Raw genomic sequence first — 26,071 nt, 5'->3', positions numbered from 1 at the left:
TGCGCACCCTAGCATGAGGCGGCTGCGTGCCGGCCAATGGTGTCATCAAGAATTACAAGTGAGCGGGCTGGATTCGGCACCGCTTGCAGTGTAACACGCCGTCCGAAGTCATTCTGTTGCCTCATTTCGGCAACAGGTAGCTGGACCACACGGCGCAGAGAAGCCGGTTCCGGGATCATTTGAGAGGAAGTGCACGACATGACGAGCCTGAACAGCAACGCATACCGCCTTTCGGTTATGGCCGCGGGCGTGGTCGGCTTTCTGGGCGCGGGACTTCCCTCTGCTTCCGCACAGCAGCAGCAACAGATCCCACAGGGCTGGTTCAAGGCCTGCACCAAGCAGGAGGACGTCGATATCTGCAACGTCCAGAACATCGTCACTGCCGGCAACGGCCAGCTCGTCACCGGTGTCAGCCTGATCGAACTCAAGGGCAAGGTGAACCGCAAGGTGTTTCAGGTGACGGTCCCGACCGGCCGCCTGGTGCCTCCCGGCATCGGCCTGCAGATCGATACCGGCAAGGCCGTAAAGCTCGACTATGTCATCTGTTTCCCGGATCGTTGCGTGGCCGAAGTGCCGCTGACCGACCAGCTCGTCGCCGCGTTCAAGAAGGGTCAGGGGATCACGCTGACCTCGATCAATTTCCAGAACCAGGCCAACCCGATCAAGATCGCGCTGCAGGGCTTCAGCGGCGCCTATGACGGCCCGCCGCTGCAGCAGTCGGACATCGAGGACCGGCAGAAGAAGCTCCAGGACTTCGTCGCCAAGAACAACCAGGACTTCGCCAAGAAGCTCAAGGATGAGCAGGACAAGGCCAAGACCGCCAACTGATCGCGGGCTCGGGTCACCTCCAGTCAAAGAAAAAGCGGGGTCATGCCCCGCTTTTTTTGTTCCATGGCTGGATTTCCTGACGGCTAGCCGGAAACTCAGTGCCTTGACTGGCGTTTCGGCTCGTAGCGCCCGTCCGGCTTCTTGTCGAACATCTCCTTGATCTGCGGGTGGCGGACCGGCTCGCCCGACCGATCCTCAAGCAGATTCTGCTCCGACACATAGGCGATGTATTCGGTTTCCGAATTCTCGGCGAGCAGGTGGTAGAATGGCTGATCCTTGCGCGGCCGCACGTCGGCGGGGATGGCTTCGTACCATTCTTCGGTGTTGGCGAATTGCGGATCGACGTCGAAAATGATGCCTCGAAACGGAAACAGCCGGTGGCGAACCACCTGTCCGATCGCGAATTTGGCCGTTTTCATCGTACTCACCACTGAATTCCTTGACTTTATTTGGCGCAGACTCCGAGTCAATTCAATCCCGAAGCGTTTGAACGCCTTCAAGCTACGCAAAATGCGGAGCAAAGGTTTTTGATTGGTGCCGCGATGCCGCGATAAAATCCGCAAGATCGCTACTGCTGCCGCATCGGTTTTCGCAGGCCACCCACAAGTGCCGAAAAACCGCTGCCGGGACGGAGCCCCTCGCGCATGAAGAAGGCGCGGAGCGGCGCAAAGCCGCCGAGTACGCTGAGGCCCGCACCTCGCGCCATCTGCGCCGGCAGCATATCGGAGAGCAGCGACATGTTGAGCAGATTGACAGCGCTGCTGCGGGCCAGAATGTCGGGGCGCCGCTTGAAATCGTAGGCGGCAAGGGCCTTGGCCGCGCCCGGATCCTCACGATTTTCACTTGCGATTCCAACCAGATCGTCAATATCCCTGATGCCAAGGTTGAGGCCTTGCGCACCGATCGGCGGGAACACATGTGCCGCCTCACCGACAAGCGCCACCCTGTCTCGCGCGAAACGCAGGGGCGTCACGGTCGAAAGCGGATAGATTTGGCGGCCAGGCTCTACGGTCACGCGTCCCAGCATCGACTGCATCTGCTGCTCGACCCGCAGGGAGAGCGTTGCGTCATCCAGGCCGGCAAGCTCCTTGGCGGTCTCGGGCTTCACCACCCAGACAAGGCTCGAGCGATTGCCGGGCAACGGAACTTGTGTGAACGGACCGGTCTCGGTGTGGAACTCGGTCGAGGTGAAGGCATGTTCTCGGCTATGACCGAAATTGAGCACGAGCGCGGCCTGCGGATAAGCGCGCGAGCCGGTCGAAATGCCAGCCGCCTCGCGCGCAGGCGACTGGCGTCCGTCGGCGGCGACCGCCAGCGATGCGCCAACCTCGCTGCCGTCGGTGAGGGTGGCATAAGCCTTGTCGGCATCGAGGCGCCAGGTCTTGACCATCGACCTGCGCCATTCGATCCCGGAATGCGCGGCCACCTTGCCGGCAAGCGCCGGGCCAAAGACGGCGTTGGGCAGGTTCAGCCCGAATTGGTCCTCGTTGATCTCGCTGGCGCGGAAGGTGACGACAGGACTGCGGATCAGCCGGCTGGTCGCATCGACGATGCGCATGACTTTCAAGGGCGCGGCCTTGGGCTTGATGTCTTCGAGGACACCAAGCCGCTCAAGCACTTTCAGAGCAGGGTTCATCAGCGCCGTGGTGCGGCCGTCGGGGGCCGACGCCTTAGGCCCGACCAGCGTCACCGGGAAGCCGGCATCGGCGAAAGCCAGCGCCGCAATCAGCCCTGCCGGCCCGGTGCCGGCAATCAGTATCGGCGCTGTTTCCTGATGCTCCAAGGTCGGCTTCCGGTTTGTGATGCGAGGCGGGCCCACCAGACCTGCCAGTTGAGCAGCATATAGGGCAGTTCATGCGGCTTGATCAACGCGGCGATTCGGCCCATTCGGGTGTCATGACCGGCCATCAGGACGACTTCAGCCATCTCGACCGCGCCGGCCGCGCCGCGGCTGACATCGCGCGCAACCCGCGCCTGACAGTCAACATCGTCGTCGGCGCCGGCATCCTGCTCGCCTGGCTGCTGCTGGCCGCGATGGCAATTCGCGGTGCCGAGGTCGGGGGCAGCGCGCCCGGTGACCCGCTGCTGCGTGGCCTGCCGCAGTTGCCGCTGCCTGATTTCCTGGAGCGATTCTTCGCGCTCTGCCTGTCGCCGACGCCACTGGACGCAAACATCGGTCTGCGTGCCCTGGCGCTCATCCTGATGTGGTTCCTGATGGCGATCGCCGCGATGCTGCCATCCGCGGCGCCGATGATCCGCACCTATTGCGAGATCGCCGATACAGCCCGGATCAAGGGCGAGCCGGTCGTCCATCCGCTGGTGCTGGTTGCCGGCTATCTCTGCGTATGGCTCGCCGCCTCGATGCTGTTTTCGGCACTGACGCTCTCCGTGCACGCATTCTCTGCGTCCGGCGAAATCTACGACCCGGTGCTCGGCATTGCCGGAGCGCTCGCATTGCTGGTTGCCGGCCTCTACCAGTTCAGCGGCCTCAAGGAGGCCTGCCTGAAGAAATGCCGCAACCCGTTCTCGATCCTGTTTTCGAACTGGAGTGCCAAAGCCATCCGCATCTTCCGGCTCGGCGTCGCGCAAGGCATCTGGTGCCTCGGCTGCTGCTGGGCGCTGATGCTGGTGATGTTCGCCGTCGGCGTGATGAACATCTTCTGGATGGCGCTGATCGGCCTGTTCACCCTGATTGAAAAACAAACGACCGGCCGTCTTCCAACCCGGCTGGCCGGTGCGATACTGCTTGTCTGGGCAGCCGCGCTGCTAGTAGTCTCGCTGTGAGTGGGGGAAATTCAATGAAAGATCAGGGCTGGGCAATGAAAGGAGAGCTCGTACTCTCCTGCAATTGCACGGTTTTTTGCCCTTGCGTGCTGTCGCTCGGCAGTCACCCGCCGACCGAGGGCTATTGCCAGACCTGGGCGGGTTTCCGCATCGACGCCGGTCATTTCGGCGAGGTCGACCTCTCCGGCCTCAACCTAGGGCTGATCATGGAAATCCCCGGTTACATGAGCCGCGGCAACTGGACGGCGGGCCTCTTCATCGACAAACGCGCCTCGGTCTACGCGGTCAAGGCACTGACGAAGATTTTTACCGGCAAGGCCGGCGGAACCACGTCGCTGCTGTCGATCCTGGTCGGAAAATTCCTGGGTGTCGAACAGGTGCAGATCACCTATGAGACGCGGGACAAGACGCGTATCTTCCAGATACCGAAGATCATCGACGGGGCGGTCACGCCGATTGCGGGCAAGGATCGCGAGAAGGATACGGTGATCACGAATTCGGAATACTGGATCGCGCCGGAGATCATCGTGGCCAAGTCCGACAAGAGCAAGATGCGCGCCTTTGGCCGCAACTGGAATTTTGCAGGCCGCTCGGCCGAAATCTGCAAGCTGGATTGGCGGGGCCCGTGAGCAAGAACACATCGGCGAGGAATATGGCGGCCAGGAACCTGGCGGCACGGAAAGCTGCCAAGAAAATCACGGACCGGATTCCGCGACCGAAGAAGAAAGTCACCTGGCCGCAGGCGAGGGCGTTCTCCGTCCATCTGCTGACAGCGTCAGGCTCGTTCCTGGCCTTCCTGTCGCTGGTGGCGGCGAGCGAGGAACGATGGACGGCGATGTTCTGGTGGCTCGGACTGGCTTTGTTCGTCGACGGCATCGACGGGCCGATCGCCAGGAAGCTCGAGGTCAAGGAAATCCTGCCGACCTGGTCGGGCGAACTCCTCGACAACATCATCGACTATGTGACCTACGTGCTGATTCCGGCCTTCGCGCTCTACCAGCGCGGCTTCATGGGTGAGGGTCTGTCGTTCCTGTCGGCGGCGATCATCGTCGTCTCCAGCGCGATCTACTATGCCGACACCGGCATGAAGACGAAGGAGAATTTCTTCAAGGGATTCCCTGTGGTCTGGAACATGGTGGTGTTCACACTGTTCGTCATCGAGCCGGGACAATGGGTGTCGTTCGCTGTGGTGGTGGTCGCCGGCATCTTGACCTTCGTCCCGATCAATTTCATTCATCCGGTGCGGGTGGTGCGGCTGCGCCGCATCAATCTCACAATGACCCTGTTGTGGTGCGCCTTCGGCGCGCTTGCGCTTGCGCAGGCGGCTCTAGCCGCCTTCTATGATCAGATCGGTGTGCTGGGCGAGCAGGTCAGCACCTTCATCAAGATCGGCATCACCGTGAGCGGGCTTTACCTGGGCTGCATCGGCGGCATCATGCAGTTCTTTCCAAATCTCGGCGCCAAGAAGGCTTGATCAGCCGCTCCCAGAGGAATCCTAGTCCATGTCCAAAGCCATCCGCATCCACGCCCATGGCGGCCCGGAAGTTCTGACCTATGAGGATACCGATCCCGGCCAGCCGGGTTCCGGGCAGATCCTGGTCAAGCATACAGCCATCGGCCTCAACTTCATCGATGTCTATCATCGCTCCGGCCTCTATCCGCCGCCCGGCGGCTTTCCGCTCATTGCGGGCAGCGAAGCCGCCGGCGTGGTTCAGGAGATCGGTGAAGGCGTCGACTGGCTGAAGCCGGGCGACCGCATCGCCTATTCGACAAATGTCGGCGCCTATGCAGAGCAACGCGTCATCGCCGCCAGCCTCGTGGTCAAGATTCCCGAGGGCATCAGCGACGAGCAGGCGGCCGCGATGATGCTGAAAGGCATGACCGCCGAATATCTCTTGCGCCGCACCTTCAAGGTGAAGGCGGGCGACACGATCCTGTTCCATGCCGCTGCCGGCGGCGTCGGGCTCATTCTCGGCCAATGGGCGAAACACCTCGGCGCAACCGTCATCGGCACGGCAAGCTCGACCGACAAGATCGAACTCGCCAGGGCGCACGGCTTCGACCATGTCATCAACTACAAGGAACAGGATTTCGTCGCCGGCGTCGCGGCCATCACCGGCGGCAGGAAATGCGATGTCGTCTACGATTCGGTCGGCAACGACACCTTTCCGGCCTCGCTCGACTGCCTGAAGCCGCTCGGCATGTTCGTCAGCTTTGGCCAGTCCTCGGGACCGATCCCGCCATTCTCGATGTCGTTGCTGGCGCAGAAGGGCTCGCTGTTCGCGACCAGACCGACGCTGTTCGTCTACAACGCAAAACGCGAGGACCTCGATGCCTCCGCGGCGGCGCTGTTCGAGGTGGTGCTCAGCGGTGCCGTCAAGATCAAGATCAACCAGCGCTATGCGCTCGAGGATGCGGGCAAGGCGCATGCCGACCTTGAGGGTCGCAGGACCACAGGGACGACCATTCTCATCCCTTAGTCCCGCCAGGCTTGCTATCCCTTGAATTTCCGCTGAAATTCTTGAAGCTCTTTCAAGACGCGTGCCGCTTTCCGTCGAGAGCCGGCGGCGCCTACCATGCTTGCGGGAACACAGAACATATCTGGCGAACCAGATGGGAGGCACTGTGAGTGCAAATCATGATGGGGCGAACCTGCTTGAGGTTCGTGGCCTGACCAAGATATTCGGCACGCTGACGGCGTGCGATCATATCGACCTCAACATCGCCAAGGGTGAAATCCACGCTCTGCTCGGCGAAAACGGCGCCGGTAAGTCGACGCTGGTCAAGATGCTGTTCGGCTCGCTGGAGCCCAATTCCGGCGAGATTTTCTGGAACGGCCAGGCGGTGCGGATCACCAGCCCGGGTGCTGCCAAGAAGCTCGGCATCGGCATGGTGTTCCAACATTTTTCGCTGTTCGAGGCGCTGACCGCGGCCGAGAACATCGCGCTGTCTCTGGATGACGGTTCGCCGATCAGCAGCATCGCCGCGAAGGCGAGGGCGCTTTCCTACAGTTATGGCCTGCCGCTCGATCCAGACTCGCTGGTCGGCGACCTGTCGGTCGGCGAGCGCCAGCGCATCGAGATCATCCGCTGCCTGCTGCAGACGCCGCAGCTCATCATTCTCGACGAGCCGACCTCGGTGCTGACGCCGCAGGAAGCCGACAAGCTGTTCGAGACGCTGGAGCGGCTGCGCGCGGAAGGCAAATCGATCCTCTACATCTCGCACCGGCTCGAAGAGGTCAAACGCATCTGCGACCGTGCCACCGTGTTGCGGCATGGCAAGGTGGTCGGTCATTGCAACCCGCGCGAGGAAACTGCCGCTTCGCTCGCCCGCATGATGGTCGGCAACGAAGTGCAGGCCGTGGTGCGTGCACCGGTCGAAGGGATCGAAACCGCTCAACCGTTGCTCGAAATCCGCAATCTCAGCCGCAAGCCGGCGACGCCGTTCTCCATTCCGCTCAAGGCCATCAGCCTCAATGTCCGCGCCGGCGAGGTGATCGGCATTGCCGGTGTCGCCGGCAACGGCCAGGGCGAATTCTTCGAATCCGTCTCCGGCGAGGTCTCGCAGCAGGATGCCACCTCGGTGCGCATCCGCGGCAAGGATGCGGGTGGCCTCACCATCACCGGACGGCGCCTGCTGGGTGCCGCCTTCGTGCCGGAGGAGCGCCTCGGCCATGGCGCGGCGCCGCGCATGAAACTCTCGGAAAATCTCCTGCTGTCGCGCCATGCCACCGACGGCAAGGCCTTTGTCGGCACCGGTGGAATGGTCAAGAGCGGCGCTGTTTACGCTGCGTCCCAACGCATCATCGAGGCGATGGACGTGCGCAAGAGCGCGCCGGATCCGGAAGCGGCAGCGCTTTCAGGCGGCAATCTGCAGAAATTCATCGTCGGCCGCGAACTCGATCGCCGCCCAAGCGTCATGGTGGTCAACCAGCCGACCTGGGGCGTCGACGCCGGTGCCGCTGCCCACATAAGGCAGGCGCTGATCGAACTGTCGCGCAGCGGATCGGCGGTGCTGGTGATCAGCCAGGATCTCGACGAACTGTTCGAAATATCGGATGCGATCGCGGTCATGCACAATGGCGAATTGTCCAAGCCGATGCCGATCGCCGAGGCGACCTTCGAGAAGGTTGGCCTGCTGATGGGCGGCGCCGAGCCCGGCCACGCCGAACACACGCTGGAGACGGCATGATGCGCCTCGAACTCGTCAAACGCCCGCAGCGCTCCGCGCTGTTTTCGGCCCTGTCGCCATTCATTGCCTTCGCGCTGACGATCATTGCCGGCGCGGTTCTGTTTGCGCTGCTCGGCGTCAACCCGTTGACCGCGTTCCGGATCTACTTCATCGAGCCGGTCAGCCAGGTCTGGCAGCTGCATGAACTTGCGATCAAGGCGGCACCGCTGATCCTGATCGCTGTCGGCCTGTCGGTCTGCTACAAGGCCAACATCTGGAACATCGGCGCCGAGGGCCAGTTCATTTTCGGCGCCATCTTCGGCTCCGCCATTCCGGTGCTGTTTCCGCAGTTCGAAGGCCCGCTGGTGCTGCCGCTGATGCTGCTGCTCGGCATGGTCGGCGGTGCCGCCTATGCGGCGATCCCGGCCTTGCTCAAGACCCGCTTCAACACCAATGAAATCCTGACCAGCCTGATGCTGGTCTATGTCGCCCAGCTCTTCCTCGACTGGCTGGTGCGCGGCCCATGGCGCGATCCGCAGGGTCATGGTTTCCCGCAGACGATCCAGTTCGGCGACTCCGCCGTGCTGCCGGAACTGATGCCGGATGCCGGACGCGCCAACTGGGGCTTTGTCTTCGCGCTGGTTGCCGCGGTGCTGATCTGGATCCTGATGGGCCGCATGCTTAAGGGCTTCGAGGTGCGCGTGCTGGGTTCCAGCCCGCGGGCAGGGCGCTTCGCTGGCTTCGGCCTCAGCCGCATGGTGTTCTTCGCCTTCCTGCTGTCGGGCGCGCTGGCCGGCCTTGCCGGCATCTCTGAAGTCTCCGGCGCCATCGGACAGTTGCAGCCGGTGATTTCTCCCGGTTACGGCTTCACCGCCATCATCGTGGCCTTCCTCGGCCGCCTCAATCCGCTCGGCATCATCGCCGCGGGTCTGGTGCTGGCGCTGACCTATCTCGGCGGTGAGGCGGTGCAAAGCGCGCTCGGCATTTCCGACAAGGTGGCAAGGGTGTTCCAGGGCATGCTTTTGTTCTTCGTGCTCGGCTGCGACACGCTCATCCACTACCGCATCCGCCTGATCGGACTGGCGCTGACGAAACAAGAAGGCGCGGCGAAGCTCGAAGCCACGCCGAAGTTGAAGGAAGCCCGCTGATGGACATCACCGTCAACATCCTTTTGACTATCGCCACCGCGGCAACGCCGCTTTTGATCGCGGCGATCGGCGAACTGGTGGTCGAACGCTCCGGCGTGCTCAATCTCGGCGTCGAGGGCATGATGATCATGGGCGCGGTCGGCGGCTTCGGCGCCGGCTACCTGACAGGCTCGCCCTGGATCGGCCTGCTGGCGGCGATCGCCATGGGGGCGCTGTTCTCGCTGCTGTTTGCCGTGATGACGCTGTCGCTTGCAACCAACCAGGTGGCGACCGGCCTGTCGCTGACGCTGCTCGGCCTCGGTCTCTCCGGCATGATCGGCACGAGCTTCGTTGGCCAGCCCGGCGTCAGGCTGCCCAATCTCGATATTCCCGGCCTCAGCTCGATCCCGATCGTGGGCAAGCTGCTGTTCGGCCAGGATCCGGTCTTCTACATCTCGATCGCGCTGACCGCCGCCGTCATGTGGTTCCTGTTCAAGACGCGCACTGGCCTCACGCTGCGCTCGATCGGCGACAGCCACACGTCGGCGCATGCGCTCGGCATCAAGGTCATCCGCTACCGCTATATCTCGGTCATCTTTGGCGGCGCCTGCGCCGGTCTCGCCGGCGGTCATCTGTCGCTGGTCTACACGCCGCAGTGGGTCGAGAACATGAGCGCGGGCCGCGGCTGGATCGCCCTGGCGCTGGTGGTGTTCGCGTCGTGGCGGCCGTGGCGGGTGCTGGCCGGCGCCTACATCTTCGGCGCGGTCTGGATCGGCCAGCTTCATGCACAGGCTTTTGGCATTCCGGTGCCCTCGCAGATGCTTTCTTCTCTGCCCTATCTGGCAACCGTCGTGGTTCTCGTTCTAATCTCGCGCAATAAGCGTCTGACGATGATGAACACGCCGGCATCCCTGGGGCAGCCATTCGTTCCGGATCGTTGACAACAACAAAAAGACGGGAAGCTCCAAGGCTTAACACAGAGAGGTAACACGATGAAAAAACTGCTTATTGCCCTGATGACGACGACAGCGGCATTGTCGCTGGCCGCGTCCGCAGAGGCTGCCGACAAGTTGAAGGCCTGCTGGGTCTATACCGGCCCGATCGGCGATTTCGGCTACTCCTACCAGCACGACCAGGGCCGGCTCGAAGTCGAGAAGGCGCTCGGCGACAAGGTCGAGACCGCTTATCTGGAGAACGTCTCCGAAGGCCCCGACGCCGACCGTGCTTTCGAGCGGCTGGCGCGCGAAGGCTGCAAGCTGATCTTCGGCACGTCGTTCGGCTTCATGGATGCCGAGGTAAAGGTCGCCAAGAAGTTTCCCAAAGTGATGTTCGAGCACGCCACCGGCTACAAGACCGGTGACAATCTCGGCATCTACAATGCCCGCTTCTACGAAGGCCGCTACGTGCTCGGCCAGATCGCCGCCAAGGAATCGAAGTCCGGTGTCGCCGGCTACATCGTCTCCTTCCCGATTCCCGAAGTGGTGATGGGCATCAACTCCTTCATGCTCGGCGCGCAGTCGATCAACCCGAACTTCAAGGCCAAGATCGTCTGGGTGAACTCCTGGTTCGATCCAGGCAAGGAAGCAGACGCCGCCAAGGCGCTGTTCGACCAGGGCGCCGACATCATCGTCCAGCACACCGATTCCACCGCCGCCCTGCAGGTCGCCGAGGAGCGCAAGCTGCACGGCTTCGGCCAGTCGTCCGACATGATCAAGTTCGCGCCCAACGCGCAGCTGACCTCGCTCACCGACGAATGGGGGCCCTACTACATCAGCCGGGTGCAGGCAGCCATCGACGGCACCTGGAAGCCGGACAATGTCTGGCTCGGCATCAAGGACGGCGCGGTGAAGCTCGCGCCTTATACCAACATGCCCGACGACGTGAAGGCGATGGCCGAGGCGACCGAGAAGAAGATCGCCGGCGGCTGGAACCCCTTCACCGGACCGATAGCCAAGCAGGACGGCTCGGCATGGCTGAAGGACGGCGAAGTCGCCGACGACGGCACGCTGCTCGGCATGAACTTTTACGTCAAGGGCGTCGACGACAAGCTGCCGCAATAGGCGGCGCACCACATCTCGAATAGGAAAGGGCGCCGCGAGGCGCCCTTTTCATTTCCCGAAGAAACCGACGGCAGGCTTAGACAGCCGAACCGTAGAGATCATAAGCGTCGGCGCGCTCGATCTTGACGGTGACGATGTCGCCGGCACGCATCGGGCGGCGCGACTGGATGTGGACCGAGCCGTCGATCTCGGGCGCGTCGTATTTGGTGCGGCCCTTCGCCGATGTGCCATGCGCTTCATCGATCAGCACCGGCAGGCGCTTGCCGACCTTCTTGGCCAGCTGCGTCGCCGAAATCTTCTGCTGGCGCTGCATGAAGCGGTGCCAGCGTGCTTCCTTGACGTCCTGCGGAACCTGCTCGAGGCCGAGCTCGTTGGAACGGGCGCCCTTGACCGGTTCGTATTTGAAGCAGCCGGCGCGATCGATCTTGGCCTCGTCCAGCCAGTGGAGCAGTATCTCGAAATCCTCATCCGTCTCGCCGGGGAAGCCGACGATGAAGGTCGAGCGGATGGCGAGATCGGGGCACACATCACGCCAGCCGCGGATGCGCTCCAGTGTCTTTTCGCCATGCGCCGGCCGGCGCATGTTTTTCAGCCCCTGCGGCGACGCGTGCTGGAACGGGATGTCGAGATAGGGAAGGATCTTGCCGTCGGCCATCAGCGGGATGACGTCGGCAACATGGGGGTAGGGGTAGACATAGTGCATGCGCACCCAGATGCCGAGCTTGCCCAACTCCTCGGACAGATCGAGGAACTTCGCGCGCACTTCACGGTCACCAAACATGGACGTCTGGTATTTGATGTCTATGCCGTAGGCGCTGGTGTCCTGCGAGATGACGAGCAGCTCCTTGACGCCGGCCTTGGCCAGTTTTTCGGCTTCGCGCAGCACATCGGCTGCCGGGCGCGAAACGAGATCGCCACGCAGGGCGGGAATGATGCAGAAGGTGCAGCGGTTGTTGCAGCCTTCCGAAATCTTGAGATAGGCATAGTGGCGCGGCGTCAGCTTGACGCCCTGTGGCGGCAGGAGATCGATGTAGGGGTCGTGCGAAGGCGGCGCCGCCTCATGCACGGCCGCCATCACACTCTCATAGGCCTGCGGCCCGGTGATCGCCAGCACATTGGGGTGCTTTTCGCGGATCACATCCGGCTCGGCGCCGAGGCAGCCGGTGACGATGACCCTGCCGTTTTCCGAAAGCGCTGAACCGATGGCGTTGAGCGACTCGTCGCGGGCGGAATCCAGGAAACCGCAGGTGTTGACGACGACGAGATCGGCGCCGTCATGTTTGCGGGCGATCTCGTAGCCTTCGGCGCGCAGGCGCGTGATGATGCGCTCGGAATCCACGAGCGCCTTCGGACATCCAAGGCTGACGAAACTGACGCGAGGGGCGGACATAGGCAAGTTTCCAATGGGGGCACGGGCCGAAACGCTGGTCCGGCCTCAAATCGTTGTAAATGTCGGTCTGTGGCGCGTGGCAGCAGCCAATACGCGCGGCGCAATAGCATGGGTTGCGCAATCAAGCAAACCGGCCGGCAGGCTGGTCCGCGCCATTGGGGTGGCTCAGTGGCCTCCCGATCCGAACCAGGGCGCTAGGAAAGCGAAGTGGTCGGGGAATTGCTGCACGGCCCCGTCAAGCAGCATCTTGACCGCGACATAGAGAATGATCGCCAGGCCGATATAGGCAATCCAGCGGTATTTGTGCAGCAGGCGCGCGACGAACGACGCGGCAAAGCCCATCAGGGCGATCGACAGGGCCAATCCGATGATCAGCACTGTCGGATGGTTCATGGCCGCGCCGGCTACGGCAAGGACATTGTCGAGCGACATCGACACGTCGGCGATGACGATCTGCCAGGCGGCCTGCGAGAAGGTCTTGCCCGATCCCTTGCCGCCAATGGCGCCGTCCTTGTCGAAATCGCCATTCGACAACGCTTCGGTGGCGTCGCGCTCCTGCTCATGGGTGACACGCAATTCGCGCCACATCTTCCAGCACACCCACAGCAAAAGCAGGCCGCCGGCGATCAGCAGCATCGGGCCAATGGTCAGCAGCCATTGCGTGATCAGGGCGAAGAAAATGCGCAGCACGGTGGCCGCCGCGATGCCGACGAGAATGGCGCGCTTGCGCTGGGCGGCCGGCAGGCCGGCCGCGGCAAGGCCGATGACGATGGCATTGTCGCCCGCGAGCGCGAGGTCGATGGCGATGACCTGAAAAAGAGCCGATATGCCCGCGGCGGTAAATATTTCCATCGACCTGGAAGCCCTTCGCCGAGTGTTCGTTGTCGATTGTCCAGACGGGCCTAAAGGCATGGTCCGCTGGCGTCAAGACGCTGCGACAGACAACACTGGAAAACCACTTTCGTGGCAGGGGTTTTACAGGGGATTTTCAGCCGCCGCCGGAACGTGAGCCGAAGCGGACGAGCGCCTGCGAAAAACTAATCGTAGAGATTGTACTTCGCCCAGTCGGCTTCCGGAATTTCGTCGCCGATCCGGTAGCGCAGCTGCAGGACCTCCATATGGTCCGGCCCGGTCTGGCATTTGAACTTCAGCCGATACCACTGTCCCTTGCTGCGGAACGCCGCACCCGGGCTCCTGATCGCATCGGCGCTCATCTCGGGCGTCGCGAAGGCGTAGGCGACGACACGGTCGGCCTTGAACTTGCGGTCATCGTGAGTGATCCGGTCCAGAACCTCGGCATCGCACCGCTGCTCGAGGCGTGTTTGCGGATCGAGTTTCATCAGCCCGGCACGCAATGCGTTGTCCATTGCGCTGGCCGGGAAAGCCAGCGTCAGGGACGCAACGGCCATCATGCAGAGTGTCTTCATGGGCGGGACAAGCAGCATGTTTTGTCTGAAAAATCAACCAAGAGGGGCGCTTCATGCTCGGCAAGCCCCCGTATTCAGGCGGTCGACGCAATCAAAATCTCGTGTCGAGCCTCGTCTTGCGCGGCTTGCGGCCAACGGACCAGCGAGGCGCGGCCGGCATCGGTGAGATCGTAAAGGCCGCGGTCGACGCGCGCGAACCAGCCATAGACATTGTGCTGCAGGATTTTCGGCGCGATCGGCGTCAAGGCCTTCAGATCGCGCGGTCGCTTGGGTCCGTCTGCCATCGCAGCCGCGCAGGTGAGGGCGCTTTGGCGGTAGGCGGTCATGATTGGATTGCGCGATCCTCCACCGGCGACAGGATCGCCGCGGCGGCGCTGGTGCTCGTCGACAAGGCGGGATCGCTTCCGCGCGTTCCTGCGCGGCTCCGGCGCGGCAGGACTGACAAGCACTTCGACCTTGTCACTGGCTGTCACGCCAAGCACGCCGAAGCCAAGCCGGCGGCAGAGATTGCGGAAGCGGGCGTCGCTTTCGCGCCCCTTGCCCCGCGCCGACATGCGTGCCGCCAGCCAGACTTCGTCGCAAGCGGCCGCACGGTCGACGCCTTGCAGCACCAGTTCCAGATTGAACTGTAGCTTCAACTCGCAGATGACGACGACCGGCGGCTCGCCCTCGCGCAGCGCGACGATGTCGCAGCCGCCAATTTCCCCCTTCACGACGAAGTCGAGACTTTCGAGGAACCGCTTCACCGGCGCATAGAGTGAGGTCTCGTTCATGCCTCAAGGCTTAGCCGATTCGGCGCGAAAAGCCCTCCGGCTTGAGGAAGCGCGGCGCAGCGGATCCTTAAGAATGAATTTTTCCGAGGAAGGCCAGCAGCACGCCGTTGAACTGCCCGGGCCGTTGCAGCGGCGCGAAATGGCTGACGCCAGGCAGGATGATCAATTCCGTTCCCGGGACGCTGCGGGCGAGATAGTTCGCGTGTTCGTCTTTAATGAACTCGTCATGCTCGCTTTGAACGATTGCCACGGGCACGCGCGTCAGTGCCAGCTCGGCGGCGGAATAATTGGGTTCGGTCTTCATCATCAGGCTGACGGCTTTGACGAATGCGTCGAACTGGTCCGGCGTCGCCGACAGTTCGGCATAGTCCTTGGCGTGCCGGCCGAAACACCGCTCGATAACCGGACTGGGCTCGAAGTCCTTCGTACCGCTCGCATCCATGTTGCAGCCGAAGAAGAAGACGCCCGTGACGCGGTCGGCGGCTTTCATGCCAAGGATCAGGGCAACGCAGGCGCCATCGCTCCAACCCACCACGGCCGCCTTTTTCAAGTTCAGCGTGTCCATCACGGCCAGGACGTCGGAAGCCATCAGTTCGTATTTGTAAGGCCGTTCGTCGTGGGTGCTGCGCCCGTGGCCGCGGCTGTCGATCAGCACGACCCGGTAGCCACCCTCCACCAGTGCGGGAACCTGAAATCCCCAATTGCCGCTATGGCCGAGGCCGCCATGCAACAAGATCACGGGAAAGCCGGCGCCAAACGTGGCGTACCAGATTTTTGCGCCCTCATGTTCCACATGGCCTTCGTCCCCCGCGGTCGGCAGGGGCGTGGCGCTATGTGCTTCGAATTTCCTGAGATCGTCGTCGCGATGGTCCATGCTGAGAAAGTCCTGAGGCGAAGCGCAGGACCTAGAATTATTGCTGGTATCTGCCGAAACCAACCCGCGACGAAAAGTCTGCTGCCATCAGGCGACACCATCAATTTGGAGCGGCAAAAGGCCGTGCACCGTCGATGTCAGGCTTCGGTGCTCGGCACTGGACGATCCGATCGTTTCCCACGAGGCAGGAGCGGATAGCTGACCTGCCCGACGTAGCTGGATGGGATCGGATCATCGACGCCGTATTTTTCCGGCACCTTGTTGCCAGTGGCATTGTAGGTGCCGAACACCATGTCGAGGACAGGCAATTGCCCGGCGAAGTTCTTGTCATAGGCCTCGCGCTGGTTGGCATGGTGCCAGCGATGGAATTGCGGGCTGGCGATCAGCCACTTCAAGGGGCCGAACGGAATCCGCAGGTTCGAATGAACAAGCAGCGTGTGTCCAAAATAGATGGATGAAAAGACGGCGATCGAGGTTTCCGAGAATCCAAGGAAAAAGATCGGCGTCAGCGATATTGCCTTAGTGAGGATGGCGTCGACCGGGTGGGAGTGGAAAGCGCCGAGCCAATCCAAATCCTCGATGCCGTGGTGAACGGCATGGAATTTCCAAAGCGCGGGGATTTCGTGGAAGGCCCGGTGTGTCCAGTAGACGCCGATATCGGTGATCAAGATGATTTCCGCGACCTGCAGCCAGACGGGCTGGCCACCGACGGCGTGCGTCATGGATTGCGGGACCAGGATTGCGGCGGCGTCGAGTGTGTTGGCCGCGATCAGAACGATGACTGCTTTTATGATGAGGCCGTTGAATAGCACATAGATCAGATCGACACCCAGGCCCTTGCGGAGGGTCTTCTGGGGGCGTTCGTGGAACAGATGTTCGAACGGAATGAAGATCAATGCGGAGATCAACAGTGCCTTGATGCCAAATATGTCCATTCACCCGCCTCTATGGCCTTGCCTGTGGCCAGCACCCGCTCGCGCGTCAGCTTCCGGACAGAACCACAGTTCTCCTTTCCAAAGGCTTGATGCCGGTCTCCCGGTCTTGCTGAGGGCAGGGCCCGCGATCGAAGCGCTCGCCGGTCTGTCATAACGGTGTCGCAACCAGGCGGTATCTCAGCATTGCGCGGTTGATGATCGCAGCGTGTGCCGCGCGTCCTCCCAAGACCAACCCCTCCGGTTCCCTGCCGGTGGGGTTTTCTATTTCATATAGCATCTTGGCAGTCGCGAACTGTCCTTGCTATCGTGGCCTACGGTCAGCACAGGACACCCCGTCATGGACGCAAGTGAATTGAGCGCGATCGGCGACACCCTCATGAGGATCGTCACGCCAGACATGTCACCCAAGCAGCTTGTCAAGGCAGCCCAGAAAGCCCACCCCAAGGCCTCGAAGAAGGACATCGCCAGAGCGGCCTTCTTTTCGATCATCGCCAATGCGGATCAGGACATCGGCAAGGCCAAGAACCTACAGGCATTCGCCATCGCGGAGCGTACCCAGCCGTCCGAGTGAGCAATCGCCTGGTGTTGCGCGGGCGACCTCATTGGGTGGCCGAGGAAGCCGGTCCTATCCGATTGATTTGCCGTATAGGCAGCCCATCGATTCCAGCTGTGCCGGCGGTTCGCCGACCAAGTCCGGGCGACGCCGCCTCACTCCTACAAGATTGCAGTTCGCCACCACGATGACGGAGCCTGGGATCGGGGCGCCCGCGCATTTGGCCAGGCAGCCATAAGCGGGGAACCGAGGCTCGTAATCGGAGCACCTTGCGATTTCAAGGCCTAGAGGTGGCGCGATCTTGCGGCGCGTTAGAAGGCATCTTAAGGGTGCCGTCTGCTACAAAAGTCATCGATTAGTCCATTCGTTGTGCAAAGACAGGCATTTCAACTTGTGTGTCTGCGATTGTGGCGTTACCCCTGAAATAACGGGCGGGCGCGGTAGTGAGTATAACCGATGGACATCACGCTTGCGCCAGAAGTATTAAAGGGTGCCGACATAAGCCGTATTCCCGTCTATGAGCCTTTTTTGGCCGGGAATGTACCTCACTATGTGAACGAATGCCTCTCCACGGGTTGGATTTCGTCCCGCGGCGGATTCATATCGAGGTTCGAGACCGCATTTGCGGAGTTTGTCGGCGCGGATGACGCAGTAAGTGTCGCCAACGGCACTGTAGCCATCCACCTGGCGCTAGTGGCACTGGGGATAGGGCCCGGCGACGAGATCGTTGTGCCAAGTTTCACGTATATCGCGTCAGTGAACACCATCCTGCAAACCGGCGCGACGCCAGTCTTTGTCGATTCACTCGAATCGACGCTTCAGATCGATCCTTCTGCGATTCGAAAAGCTATTACACAGCGAACCAAAGCGGTCATGGCTGTTCATCTCTACGGCCACCCGTGCGAGATGGACTCGATCGTCGCCCTTTGCCAAGAGTTCGGAATTCTTCTGATAGAAGACTGCGCGGAAGCCTTCGGGTCCCGGTGGAGTGGGCAGCACGTCGGAACCTTCGGGGACGCAGCGACATTCAGTTTTTTCGGCAACAAAACGATCACTACGGGGGAGGGCGGCATGGTGCTAGCGCGTGATCCAGAAATTCTGGAGCGATGCCGTAGGCTTAAGAACCAGGGAGTTTCGACCAGTCGCGAATATTGGCACGATATGTTGGCATATAACTATCGCATGACAAATATTGAGGCGGCCATCGGTGTGGCGCAGATGGAGATCGCTTCGAGCATTCTGGAGATGAAGCGCCGACTGGCGGAAGCCTATCGTTCTGACTTGTCAGGCCTGCCTCTACGCACGCATGATCCTATCGGGGACGTTGTCCATTCTCATTGGATGTGTTCAGTAATTGTCGATGATCCGAAAGACAGGGACCCGCTTCGGGTACATCTGTCAGAACGAGGAATAGAAACCCGTCCATTTTTCCGCCAGGCCCATCGAATGCCTCATTGTTCCGCCCAAGGGGACTTCCCGGTTGGTGAGAGCCTTAGTGCTCGCGGGATCAATCTCCCAAGCTACCCTGGCTTGACCTCCGGGCAGGTCGGTAGGATTTGCGCCGACGTGCGTTCCTTTTTGGGTAATCTGAGGAGTTTCGTAACGACGCGGCCCGGCCTCGGGCTATTGGAACCAGCTGTGGACTACCTAGAGGTGCACCCGGAATCGTGACCCTGGCGAAACATGAACGAAGGACTCTGCGGCGAACTCCTCAGCGGAAGCTGGTGTTCGGCGACGGACGGCCAATGTCGGAGCCGCTAGTCACGCAGGCGATCCTGTGCCGTGAAGATAACTAATCCATGATGCAGGGCATTTTGCAACGTCTGTACAAACCAGCGCGGATAGACATCCGCGATCCCAAGGACCCGTTAGCGTTCGTTCATATCCCGAAGACGGCAGGGACTGCATTCGTGGAATACCTAATGACGAATATCGGCGATCCCTCGAAGATCGCTCCACCCTTTATGGGGGATATGGCGGCTACGCAGGATTCTAGCAGCCCATTCAGACTCTACTGGGGGCACTACGACTATTTTCTGCTCAAAGGGACCGGGAGAAAATTCACTTACCTGACCTTCCTTCGGCACCCATTGGCCCGAGCAGTTTCACAATGGAAATCGTGGTCAACTCCTAGCAATCTGACCGACGAGTGGCTGAAAGCGATGCAACCCTACCAAATAGAAGCTGTACGCTTTTCGCAAACGGCAACCCTTGAAGAGTTCATTATGTCGGAGAACCTCTATATCGAGGGGCATATCAGGGACGTGCAAACTCGGTATTTGGCAGATCAACCCGACAGACCGGGCATGCTCAATAGTGCGAAGCGCAATCTCGAAGATGCTTTTAGCTATTTTGGCATAGTTGAACGTTTTGAAGAATCGATCCAATTGTTCAGATCGAGCTTTGCGAGCACATTGCCCTACACGGTTTCTACCGGAAGCGAAAATAGGTCGAACAAGGCAACTTCCGAATTGTCGCCCAGCGCGATGGCACGTCTGCGCAGCCTGAATTCGAATGATTTTGAACTGTACGAGTTTGGCTGCAGGCTGTTCGACAAGCGAATTCGAGGAGCCTCCCGACGGTGACGATTGCTGGAACGATGCGGACTCATCCGATGGCGGGAAAAATGCCCCGCGTCATGTGGCTGTTGAATCACGGAGCGGCCCGTCGATTTGAAATACCAATGCTCAAGGCCTGTGGCTTCAATGAGATATTTCTCCCGAAGAACTATCCTGCTGATCCGAGCTTTCGAAGCGCTTCCGTTGATTTTTCTGAAGACCAACACCTGACAATTCCGTCCCGGGATTTGGCCATCCTCAATGAGGCCGACTGGTATGGTGATCCAGGGAGAGAAGTGTGGTCCATCGCTAATCGCCACTTTTCCCTTATTTTCTTTATCGTTCAGTCACGAGAGACTCTTGAAGGCGTATCTCGCCACTTTAAGGGAACAGCTGTCTGGCGTGCCTACGGCCTCGATCGCACACTGACCTACTCGAAAGTCCGCAAACATTTCACTGGGGGGCTAAGAAATCTCGAAAATATGGGAGATCGTTTTTGGTTCGGCGAGGCTTACAAAGACCTAAGTGAAGTTGAGGAAGAATTTATTCGCAAGCGGGCCGTTTACCTTCCTTTGGGACTTCCATCTCTGAAGATCGACGATCAATGGAATGGAGGCGACAAGCGCGTATTCTTTGTGTGTCCGGACCTTGGCTTCAATCCGTACTACAGAAAAATCTATGAAGATTTCAAACGTGACTTCTCCGGCTTGCCCTATGTAATTGGTGGGAGCCAGCCGATTGCGGTGAAAGATCCAAACGTGCTCGGGTTTGTCTCGAACGAGGTGCATGAACGCAACATGCGGGACCTGCGAGCGATGTTCTACCATTCGCGCGAGCCGCGTCATGTCCACTTTCACCCCTTCGAAGCTGTGCGCGCGGGGATGCCGCTCATTTTCATGGCTGACGGAATGCTCGACAAGCTCGGCGGCGAGGATCTTCCAGGTCGAGCTCGATCAGTAGCCGAGGCCAGGGCAAAATTGCTGAAGCTGTTGCAAGGAGACACGCGCTTGGCCGACGAGATCAGGCAAAGTCAAACCAAACTGCTTGACGCAATGAAAACCGATCGTCTGGAGCAAGTCTGGCGTGACAACCTTTCACAGCTCGTCGGCCAGTTGCAGGTGGGCAAAACGCGTCCGAATAATGCTTCCCCACGCAAACGGCGCATAGCGGTCATCATCCCTGTGGGCTACCGCGGCGGGACTTTACGTGCCGCAAAACTGTTGGCGATGGCGATTTCCTTAGGAGGCGTACAAGCCGGGGAACCGGCGGAGGTGGTGCTAGTTCACCTCGACGATCCATCCGTCTACTCTTCGCACGACTGGGCGGATTTGCCCACCTCAATTGACATCCGTTCATTTAGGTGGCGCGCCATTGAAGCGGCCGAAGCGCTACGAACAATGCGATATGCGGGGCACTCTGAGTGGGAGCCGGAGTTTGCAAAATACCTCGTAATGGAGGACGGAATCCAGGAACTTGGAGATTGCGATTTGTGGGTGGTCGTCTCGGATCGGCTTTCCCTGCCGCTTTTGCCTCTGCGTCCTAAGATATTGATGATATTCGATTATTTGCAGCGCCATTATCGAATAACAGATTTGGAAGAGCAAATCCTCGTTACCAACCGCGGCGCGGACCACATTCTAGTGACCACAGAGTTTGCTCGTCAGGACGCTCTTCAGTACGCTGGGGTCGAAGCGAGCCGAATAACCAAAGTGCCGATGTTGGCGCCAGAACGGGGAAATGCTGCTCGTATCCAGGGTATCGAGAAGAGCCATTTTTTGTGGACCACCAACTTGGGAGAGCACAAAAACCATATGCGTGCTCTCGCCGCCTTGCAGCTCTACTATGAGATTTATGGGGGGCGGCTTGAATGCCACGTGACGGGGGTCGGCACCGATAGAATCCTCAAGAGTCAATTGCCGCATCTCCAGGGCCTTGCTCGCACCATCGCCGGCAGCCGAGTTCTAAAGCAGATGGTCAAATTTGTTGGCGAACTCTCGGAGGCCTCTTACCGACAAAAACTTTCTACCGCAGCGTTTCTTTGGCATCCGGCTGAATTAGACAATGGAACATTCAGTGTCATTGAGGCTGCCCACTATGGTGTACCTTCACTTTCGAGCGATTACCCTGCCATGCGCGAGATTGAAGAGCAGTTCAAGCTCGGTTTGAATTTTATGGATCAGGGAGACCCCGACCATATGGCTGCTCAACTGCACGCGATGGAGATCAATTTGGTCGAAAGGGAGCGAGCAGTTGTCGCCGCCGAACAACTCGCCAGCCAATCCATCGACTGCCTCGCTCCCGAGTACTGGAAAGTTGTGCGTGAGTTCATATGAAGAAATACGGAATTTTCATTGCCTACCCCCGAATATGGATCTTCGGACCGAAGGCCTCGGCCGTTATTTGGCGGCGTTTCTAAAGGCAGCAACGGCGAAAGGCGATTGCCATTTTTCGGTGTTGTGCCCTAGCTGGTCGCGACCCGCTCTAATCGACTTGTGCATGGACGCCGGCATCCAGGATCATTCGTACAGCCTTTTGGGGCCCTCTCGGACCCCGGCACTTTACCGATTGCATAAATTCCTGCGGCGACCGAGACCGCCTGAGAAAAAGCAGAGACGATCCGGGTGGTTCGTTAGTCGCATGTACCCTGCGGCGATCGCGCATGCCGAATGGCTCAAGGAACGCATTGCAAGCGCTCGGAGTTTTCCCGCGCTTTTCGGTTGGCTTGCTTATAGCGCGTTGCTGGCGTTGCCCGCAGCGGTGGGACTTCTCGCACTCCGCCTTATTCGCAAAACCGCGCGTATTACATTTCGAGGGATCAAGCAGGCTCCCAGGCGGATCTGGCGGGTTTTGAAAAGGCTCCCAATTGCGCTGCCCTCTAATATTCCTTTCCGGTTGTACGAGGGTATGCTGGCCCGGGAAACGGCTTTGATGATCGAGGCTGGAAATGCCGAAGGGGATATAGCTGCTTGGTACACGCCAGCAGCCTTTTGGCCAAATGTGAACAAACTGAAAGTACCTGTTCTTACGTGCGTACCTGACGTTGTTATGACCGAGTTTCCGGCGGGGTTTTCTGAAATAGGGGGCGAGCCCATGTTTCATTCGTACCAAACGGTCGCCAGCACCATTCGTGCGAGCAAAAATTTCGTCACCTATAGCGAGCACATCAAGCGCGATACTCTCGTTCAGAGGTTTGGGATCGATCCGATGGCCGTCCGAATTGTCCATCATGCGCCAAACGATTTGAGCGGACCAATAAAGATCACGGGTTTCCCCGACAATGAGGCAACCAGCCGAACGTATGCAAAGTCCTTATTGCTCGGAGCAATTCGAAAGGCGAGTAACGTTAGTTATGGCAGCACCTTTGGAAATCCTGAGGTTAAGTTCCTGTTTTACGCGAGCCAATTCCGTCCTTCAAAGAATGTGATGACATTGCTGCGTGCGTACGAATGGCTGTTGCGCAAACGACGTATTGGCCACAAGCTACTCCTTACTGGCCGTGGAGACTACGGAAGCGTCAAGGCATTCCTGGACGAGCGAAAATTGGGTGCAGACGTGCTCTGCCTTCATGCTCTTACCGAACCTGAACTCGCCGCTTGCTACAGCTTGGCGGACCTGGCGGTGAACCCCAGTCTTTCCGAGGGCGGAATGCCTTTTACGTTCACAGAGGCGCTATCGGTCGGAACGCCGGTGATTATGGGTGATATCGAAGTAACCCGTGAGATATTGACAGATCCGGCGCTGTGCGAATCGTCGCTGTTTGACCCTTATGACTGGCGAGCCCTCGCCGATAAAATCGAATGGGCGCTGAAACATACGGACGACCTCTATACACAGCAGCGTAGGTACTACGACGATGTTCTGTCCAAGCGGTCTTGGCACGACGTGGTTGATGAGCACATTGCTATTCTTGACGAAATCTCGATGCGCGCTCGGCCACCGGTGCCCGCGTGAGGGACCCCGCTGACAGCAGCATTTGCATTCTGGGCTTTGGAGGTCATTCCCGCTGTGTGGCTGACGTGGCGCTCAGCGTTGGGGTCAAGGAACTGCTATTTGTCGATAGCAACGCCCGTCCGAATGAGGCTTTCGCCGGTTTTCCAGTAATCAGCGCCTTGCCCCCGATCTGGTCAACGGCTGGTTGTTGTTCCCAGCCATGGGCGACAATCTGCGCCGCAAGGGGATATGGAATGATCCGATCTTGCCGATCGCCACCCTGATCTCGCAGGCGGCTACGATTGGCACATTGGCCGAAATAGGCGAAGGGACGCTTGTCGCCCACCACGCGCATGTAGGCCCCGCAGCGCGCGTGGGTCGCGGTGTCATTGTAAACACTGGTGCAATCATCGAGCATGAATGCGAGGTGAGGGACTTTTCCCACGTATCGGTCAATGCAACCGTCGCCGGTCGTGCTCGGATAGGCTCGAACGTATTTGTCGGCGCAGGTGCAACAGTGATCGATGGAGTAACCATCTGTGATAATGTCATCATCGGGGCGGGCGCAACGGTGACCGACAATATCGATGTGGCTGGTACCTATGTCGGGACACCCGCTCGGCTCATGAGATGAGCTGATATTCTGGACTTATTTCGGCTTGTGCTGATACGGGTAGGAAATGTCCGAATCAACTGATAAATATAGGAACAATTCTCTTGACGGTCTTCGGGGCATAGCATCGGCGTCGGTTATTTTCTATCACGCAATACTCTATCACCAGGCTCTGATAAACAAGGTGCTGATGCCGCCAATACAGCAACTGAATACGTTTGGGGACATCGCGACTAAGGTCGTGCTCGCACTTTTCAACGGGAGCAATGCAGTCCTGCTCTTTTTTGTTCTCAGCGGCTTTGTGCTCCGGCTGTCGCTCGAGCGGCATGACGGCAGTCCAGGCGTCGTCATTGTGAATTTTATCCTGCGGCGACTTTGTAGGCTGTATCCTGCGATGTTCTTCTGCATGGCGTGTTTTCTGGCTCTGGCGATTCTCTATCAGAAGATGGGTTGGTCAGGATTTCCAGCCCCCAACCTAACAGACCCGCTGCTCAACGCTTTGCTTTTCAAGATCAGCTGGCACGGTCCGTCAGGCACTATCCAGGCAGAGTTTCTGGCAGTGCCGTTCATCCTTGCCGCGTTCTTTGTAGGTCGCATACTTGGTTCATTTGCATTGCTCACTTGCGTGGTTTATTCGATCTTTGCTTTTGGCGATCCGGAAATGGTCCTCTGGGCTCCAAACATGCACAGTTGGCTATCCGCGTTCATGGTCGGGATGCTGGTCGCCGATAAGCGTTTGAAACCGTTCTTCTCAGACGCGACGGGGGCGGCGCTTACTCTGCTCTGCGTCGCGTACTTTGTCCTGAGGGCTGCCACCAATATGGGCAGCGTCCAGAGCGCGATAGGGCAGACCGTGATCTGCGGAGGCCTTGTCGGTGCTGTCTATTACGCGTCGCCGAAGCTGGCAGTGATTCGCTTTCTAAACTGGCACCCGGTCCTGTTTTTTGGGGCGTATCAGCTATAGCCTTTATCTGCTCAACGTCCTTGGTTTGTTTGTTGCGTGGTCGATCGCAGCCCCTCTAGACGTATACCCAACGCATCCGCTTTTGACCGGATTGATCGTCGGGAGTGTTGTGCTGCTAATTACCATTCCGTTCGCGGCATTCTCCGAGCGCATCTTCGAGCAAGGAGGCATTTGGCTCGGTCGGAAGCTAACTCGGAGATCACCCACGCGCCCGCAAGATTCCGCCGTTCACATTCCGGCCAGCGCCAGCCCTAGTCCTTAGAGGGAGAGGCAGGCGGGAGAGAATTAATTGGTCAGCGCCATCCGTTAGACGTTGCTGCCGCCTAGGCGCACAGCGTCAACTTTCTCTGCTGCTTGAAAAAATGGCCTGTTGTGGAAGTACCAGAAAACGCGCGCAACCTCTGCTCTGCACCTATCGATCATCCGCTTGTTGACGTGGACTCTCGGGGCAACTTGGACCAGGCTTTGGGGCATTTTGCCACCCAAAAAATGAGCCTGCATGCACAGAGCCGGGGTTAGCTGGTAAATTGTGTTTCGAGCAGCTGTCATCTGATTTGGGCTAAAGAGGGCAACGTCGACCGCGACCTTGGGGCGTTCAGTGCTGTTGAATAGCTTCTGCGCCGCTTTTTTGGAAACGACGTAACCGCATGCCCCTAAGTGCTGCCCCAGAAGCAGCCGGGCTGAGTATGCTCCCGCAACGGCAAAGTGCTGGCTGCCCAGCCTCACTCGATTGAAGAATGTTTCGAGTTTAATGATGTCGGCATTCGGCGGGATCCAACTACTGTCAGCAAGCATCGACCCGGCGTCCTGGCTAAAAACAACATCGTCCTCGAATACGGCGCCGAATTCATCAGGGCCGTCTGCTATTATTTTCCAGCAGAGCCGATGACTGAGAAAACAACAAACCTCAGTCGCGGTGAGCGGGGGCGCTTCAAACGGGAGCCCTTCTTTCACGTCAACCCCAGCTACGCGCTCGAAGGCTACCCCAATACGAGAAAATTCAGATTTGACGGCAGCAAGCCGATCAACTGACCGGTCAAGATTAATCACCAAACATTTCATCGTCGCCCCCCGCAACCTACAAC

The 26,071-nt window shown here is 59.5% G+C and carries 26 protein-coding genes; 17 read left to right on the top strand and 9 right to left on the bottom strand.

The window, feature by feature from the left end; genetic code table 11:
* Positions 1 to 198 precede the first annotated feature (198 nt).
* Positions 199 to 828, top strand: a complete 630-nt coding sequence (locus tag HB778_RS30150) for an invasion associated locus B family protein (protein ID WP_096445948.1) — start codon at positions 199 to 201, stop codon at positions 826 to 828.
* 95 nt (positions 829 to 923) lie between these two features.
* Here the strand turns inward: HB778_RS30150 and hspQ are convergent, their stop codons facing one another.
* Together hspQ and HB778_RS30140 are read right to left on the bottom strand one after the other, a co-directional pair.
* Positions 924 to 1,247, bottom strand: coding sequence for a heat shock protein HspQ (gene hspQ, locus HB778_RS30145; protein WP_183459186.1), 324 nt, complete (start codon positions 1,245 to 1,247; stop codon positions 924 to 926).
* A gap of 149 nt (positions 1,248 to 1,396) precedes the next feature.
* On the bottom strand, positions 1,397 to 2,611 hold the full coding sequence (locus HB778_RS30140) for a UbiH/UbiF family hydroxylase (protein WP_183459184.1): 1,215 nt from the start codon (positions 2,609 to 2,611) through the stop codon (positions 1,397 to 1,399).
* A 71-nt stretch (positions 2,612 to 2,682) separates the two neighbouring features.
* Here HB778_RS30140 and HB778_RS30135 point away from each other — a divergent pair, with 71 nt between their 5' ends.
* From HB778_RS30135 to HB778_RS30100, 8 genes are all read left to right on the top strand, one after another.
* A complete protein-coding gene (locus HB778_RS30135) occupies positions 2,683 to 3,612 on the top strand; it encodes a DUF2182 domain-containing protein (protein WP_183459182.1) in 930 nt (309 codons plus the stop codon).
* Between the two features lie 14 nt (positions 3,613 to 3,626).
* Positions 3,627 to 4,241 (top strand): DUF1326 domain-containing protein, encoded by a 615-nt coding sequence (locus HB778_RS30130; RefSeq protein WP_183459180.1) that lies wholly within the window; start codon positions 3,627 to 3,629, stop codon positions 4,239 to 4,241.
* Between the two features lie 23 nt (positions 4,242 to 4,264).
* Positions 4,265 to 5,086, top strand: coding sequence for a phosphatidylcholine synthase (pcsA, locus tag HB778_RS30125; protein WP_183465268.1), 822 nt, complete (start codon positions 4,265 to 4,267; stop codon positions 5,084 to 5,086).
* 28 nt (positions 5,087 to 5,114) lie between these two features.
* Positions 5,115 to 6,092, top strand: coding sequence for a quinone oxidoreductase family protein (locus HB778_RS30120; RefSeq protein WP_183459178.1), 978 nt, complete (start codon positions 5,115 to 5,117; stop codon positions 6,090 to 6,092).
* Positions 6,093 to 6,225: 133 nt separating this feature from the next.
* A complete protein-coding gene (locus HB778_RS30115; protein WP_179297937.1) occupies positions 6,226 to 7,803 on the top strand; it encodes an ABC transporter ATP-binding protein in 1,578 nt (525 codons plus the stop codon).
* On the top strand, positions 7,800 to 8,930 hold the full coding sequence (locus HB778_RS30110) for an ABC transporter permease (RefSeq protein ID WP_183459176.1): 1,131 nt from the start codon (positions 7,800 to 7,802) through the stop codon (positions 8,928 to 8,930). The genes HB778_RS30115 and HB778_RS30110 overlap by 4 nt, the downstream gene beginning before the upstream one ends.
* A complete protein-coding gene (locus tag HB778_RS30105) occupies positions 8,930 to 9,850 on the top strand; it encodes an ABC transporter permease (RefSeq protein WP_183459175.1) in 921 nt (306 codons plus the stop codon). Before HB778_RS30110 ends, HB778_RS30105 begins: the two co-directional genes overlap by 1 nt.
* A 51-nt stretch (positions 9,851 to 9,901) precedes the next feature.
* On the top strand, positions 9,902 to 10,969 hold the full coding sequence (locus HB778_RS30100) for a BMP family ABC transporter substrate-binding protein (RefSeq protein ID WP_069092151.1): 1,068 nt from the start codon (positions 9,902 to 9,904) through the stop codon (positions 10,967 to 10,969).
* A 76-nt stretch (positions 10,970 to 11,045) separates the two neighbouring features.
* On the opposite strand, the gene rimO is transcribed toward HB778_RS30100, so the two are convergent.
* The 6 genes from rimO to HB778_RS30070 form a co-directional block, all read right to left on the bottom strand.
* Positions 11,046 to 12,359 (bottom strand): 30S ribosomal protein S12 methylthiotransferase RimO, encoded by a 1,314-nt coding sequence (gene rimO, locus HB778_RS30095; protein WP_183459173.1) that lies wholly within the window; start codon positions 12,357 to 12,359, stop codon positions 11,046 to 11,048.
* A gap of 165 nt (positions 12,360 to 12,524) precedes the next feature.
* Positions 12,525 to 13,211: a TerC family protein gene (locus HB778_RS30090; protein WP_183459171.1), complete on the bottom strand. Its 687-nt coding sequence runs from the start codon at positions 13,209 to 13,211 to the stop codon at positions 12,525 to 12,527.
* A gap of 185 nt (positions 13,212 to 13,396) precedes the next feature.
* Positions 13,397 to 13,804: a DUF930 domain-containing protein gene (locus HB778_RS30085; protein WP_183459169.1), complete on the bottom strand. Its 408-nt coding sequence runs from the start codon at positions 13,802 to 13,804 to the stop codon at positions 13,397 to 13,399.
* Between the two features lie 56 nt (positions 13,805 to 13,860).
* The gene (locus HB778_RS30080) at positions 13,861 to 14,559 is read right to left on the bottom strand and encodes a DUF2161 domain-containing phosphodiesterase (RefSeq protein WP_183459167.1); all 699 of its coding nucleotides are present in this window, start codon (positions 14,557 to 14,559) and stop codon (positions 13,861 to 13,863) included.
* A 67-nt stretch (positions 14,560 to 14,626) separates the two neighbouring features.
* Positions 14,627 to 15,433 (bottom strand): alpha/beta fold hydrolase, encoded by an 807-nt coding sequence (locus HB778_RS30075; protein WP_183459165.1) that lies wholly within the window; start codon positions 15,431 to 15,433, stop codon positions 14,627 to 14,629.
* A 137-nt stretch (positions 15,434 to 15,570) separates the two neighbouring features.
* Entirely contained in the window at positions 15,571 to 16,368 is a 798-nt protein-coding gene (locus tag HB778_RS30070) for a sterol desaturase family protein (RefSeq protein WP_183459162.1), read from the bottom strand.
* Between the two features lie 337 nt (positions 16,369 to 16,705).
* Between HB778_RS30070 and HB778_RS30065 the strand changes: the two genes are divergently transcribed.
* The 8 genes from HB778_RS30065 to HB778_RS30035 all read left to right on the top strand — a co-directional run bounded on the left by HB778_RS30065 (position 16,706) and on the right by HB778_RS30035 (position 24,986).
* Positions 16,706 to 16,939: a hypothetical protein gene (locus HB778_RS30065; RefSeq protein WP_095200239.1), complete on the top strand. Its 234-nt coding sequence runs from the start codon at positions 16,706 to 16,708 to the stop codon at positions 16,937 to 16,939.
* Positions 16,940 to 17,377: 438 nt separating this feature from the next.
* The gene (locus HB778_RS30060; protein ID WP_183459160.1) at positions 17,378 to 18,592 is read left to right on the top strand and encodes a DegT/DnrJ/EryC1/StrS family aminotransferase; all 1,215 of its coding nucleotides are present in this window, start codon (positions 17,378 to 17,380) and stop codon (positions 18,590 to 18,592) included.
* 128 nt (positions 18,593 to 18,720) lie between these two features.
* A complete protein-coding gene (locus HB778_RS30055; protein WP_183459158.1) occupies positions 18,721 to 19,506 on the top strand; it encodes a sulfotransferase family 2 domain-containing protein in 786 nt (261 codons plus the stop codon).
* Positions 19,503 to 21,812, top strand: coding sequence for a glycosytransferase (locus tag HB778_RS30050; RefSeq protein WP_244661668.1), 2,310 nt, complete (start codon positions 19,503 to 19,505; stop codon positions 21,810 to 21,812). The genes HB778_RS30055 and HB778_RS30050 overlap by 4 nt, the downstream gene beginning before the upstream one ends.
* 304 nt (positions 21,813 to 22,116) lie before the next feature.
* The gene (locus tag HB778_RS30045) at positions 22,117 to 23,430 is read left to right on the top strand and encodes a glycosyltransferase (RefSeq protein ID WP_183459156.1); all 1,314 of its coding nucleotides are present in this window, start codon (positions 22,117 to 22,119) and stop codon (positions 23,428 to 23,430) included.
* Positions 23,427 to 23,693 (top strand): hypothetical protein, encoded by a 267-nt coding sequence (locus HB778_RS41785; protein ID WP_348524633.1) that lies wholly within the window; start codon positions 23,427 to 23,429, stop codon positions 23,691 to 23,693. Before HB778_RS30045 ends, HB778_RS41785 begins: the two co-directional genes overlap by 4 nt.
* Complete coding sequence (locus HB778_RS30040) at positions 23,630 to 24,043, top strand: DapH/DapD/GlmU-related protein (RefSeq protein WP_244661667.1); 414 nt, start codon at positions 23,630 to 23,632, stop codon at positions 24,041 to 24,043. The genes HB778_RS41785 and HB778_RS30040 overlap by 64 nt, the downstream gene beginning before the upstream one ends.
* Positions 24,044 to 24,089: 46 nt before the next feature.
* Positions 24,090 to 24,986 carry an acyltransferase family protein gene (locus HB778_RS30035; RefSeq protein WP_183459154.1) on the top strand — a complete coding sequence of 299 codons (897 nt, stop codon included), beginning with the start codon at positions 24,090 to 24,092 and terminating at the stop codon, positions 24,984 to 24,986.
* 306 nt (positions 24,987 to 25,292) lie between these two features.
* Here HB778_RS30035 and HB778_RS30030 read toward each other — a convergent pair whose 3' ends face one another.
* Entirely contained in the window at positions 25,293 to 26,048 is a 756-nt protein-coding gene (locus HB778_RS30030; RefSeq protein WP_183459152.1) for a glycosyltransferase family 25 protein, read from the bottom strand.
* Positions 26,049 to 26,071: the final 23 nt, after the last annotated feature.

The organism is Mesorhizobium huakuii, assembly GCF_014189455.1.
Lineage (GTDB): Bacteria > Pseudomonadota > Alphaproteobacteria > Rhizobiales > Rhizobiaceae > Mesorhizobium > Mesorhizobium huakuii_A.
The sequence above is the reverse complement of the archived record's forward strand: the minus strand, read 5'-3'. Positions and strand labels throughout refer to the sequence as shown.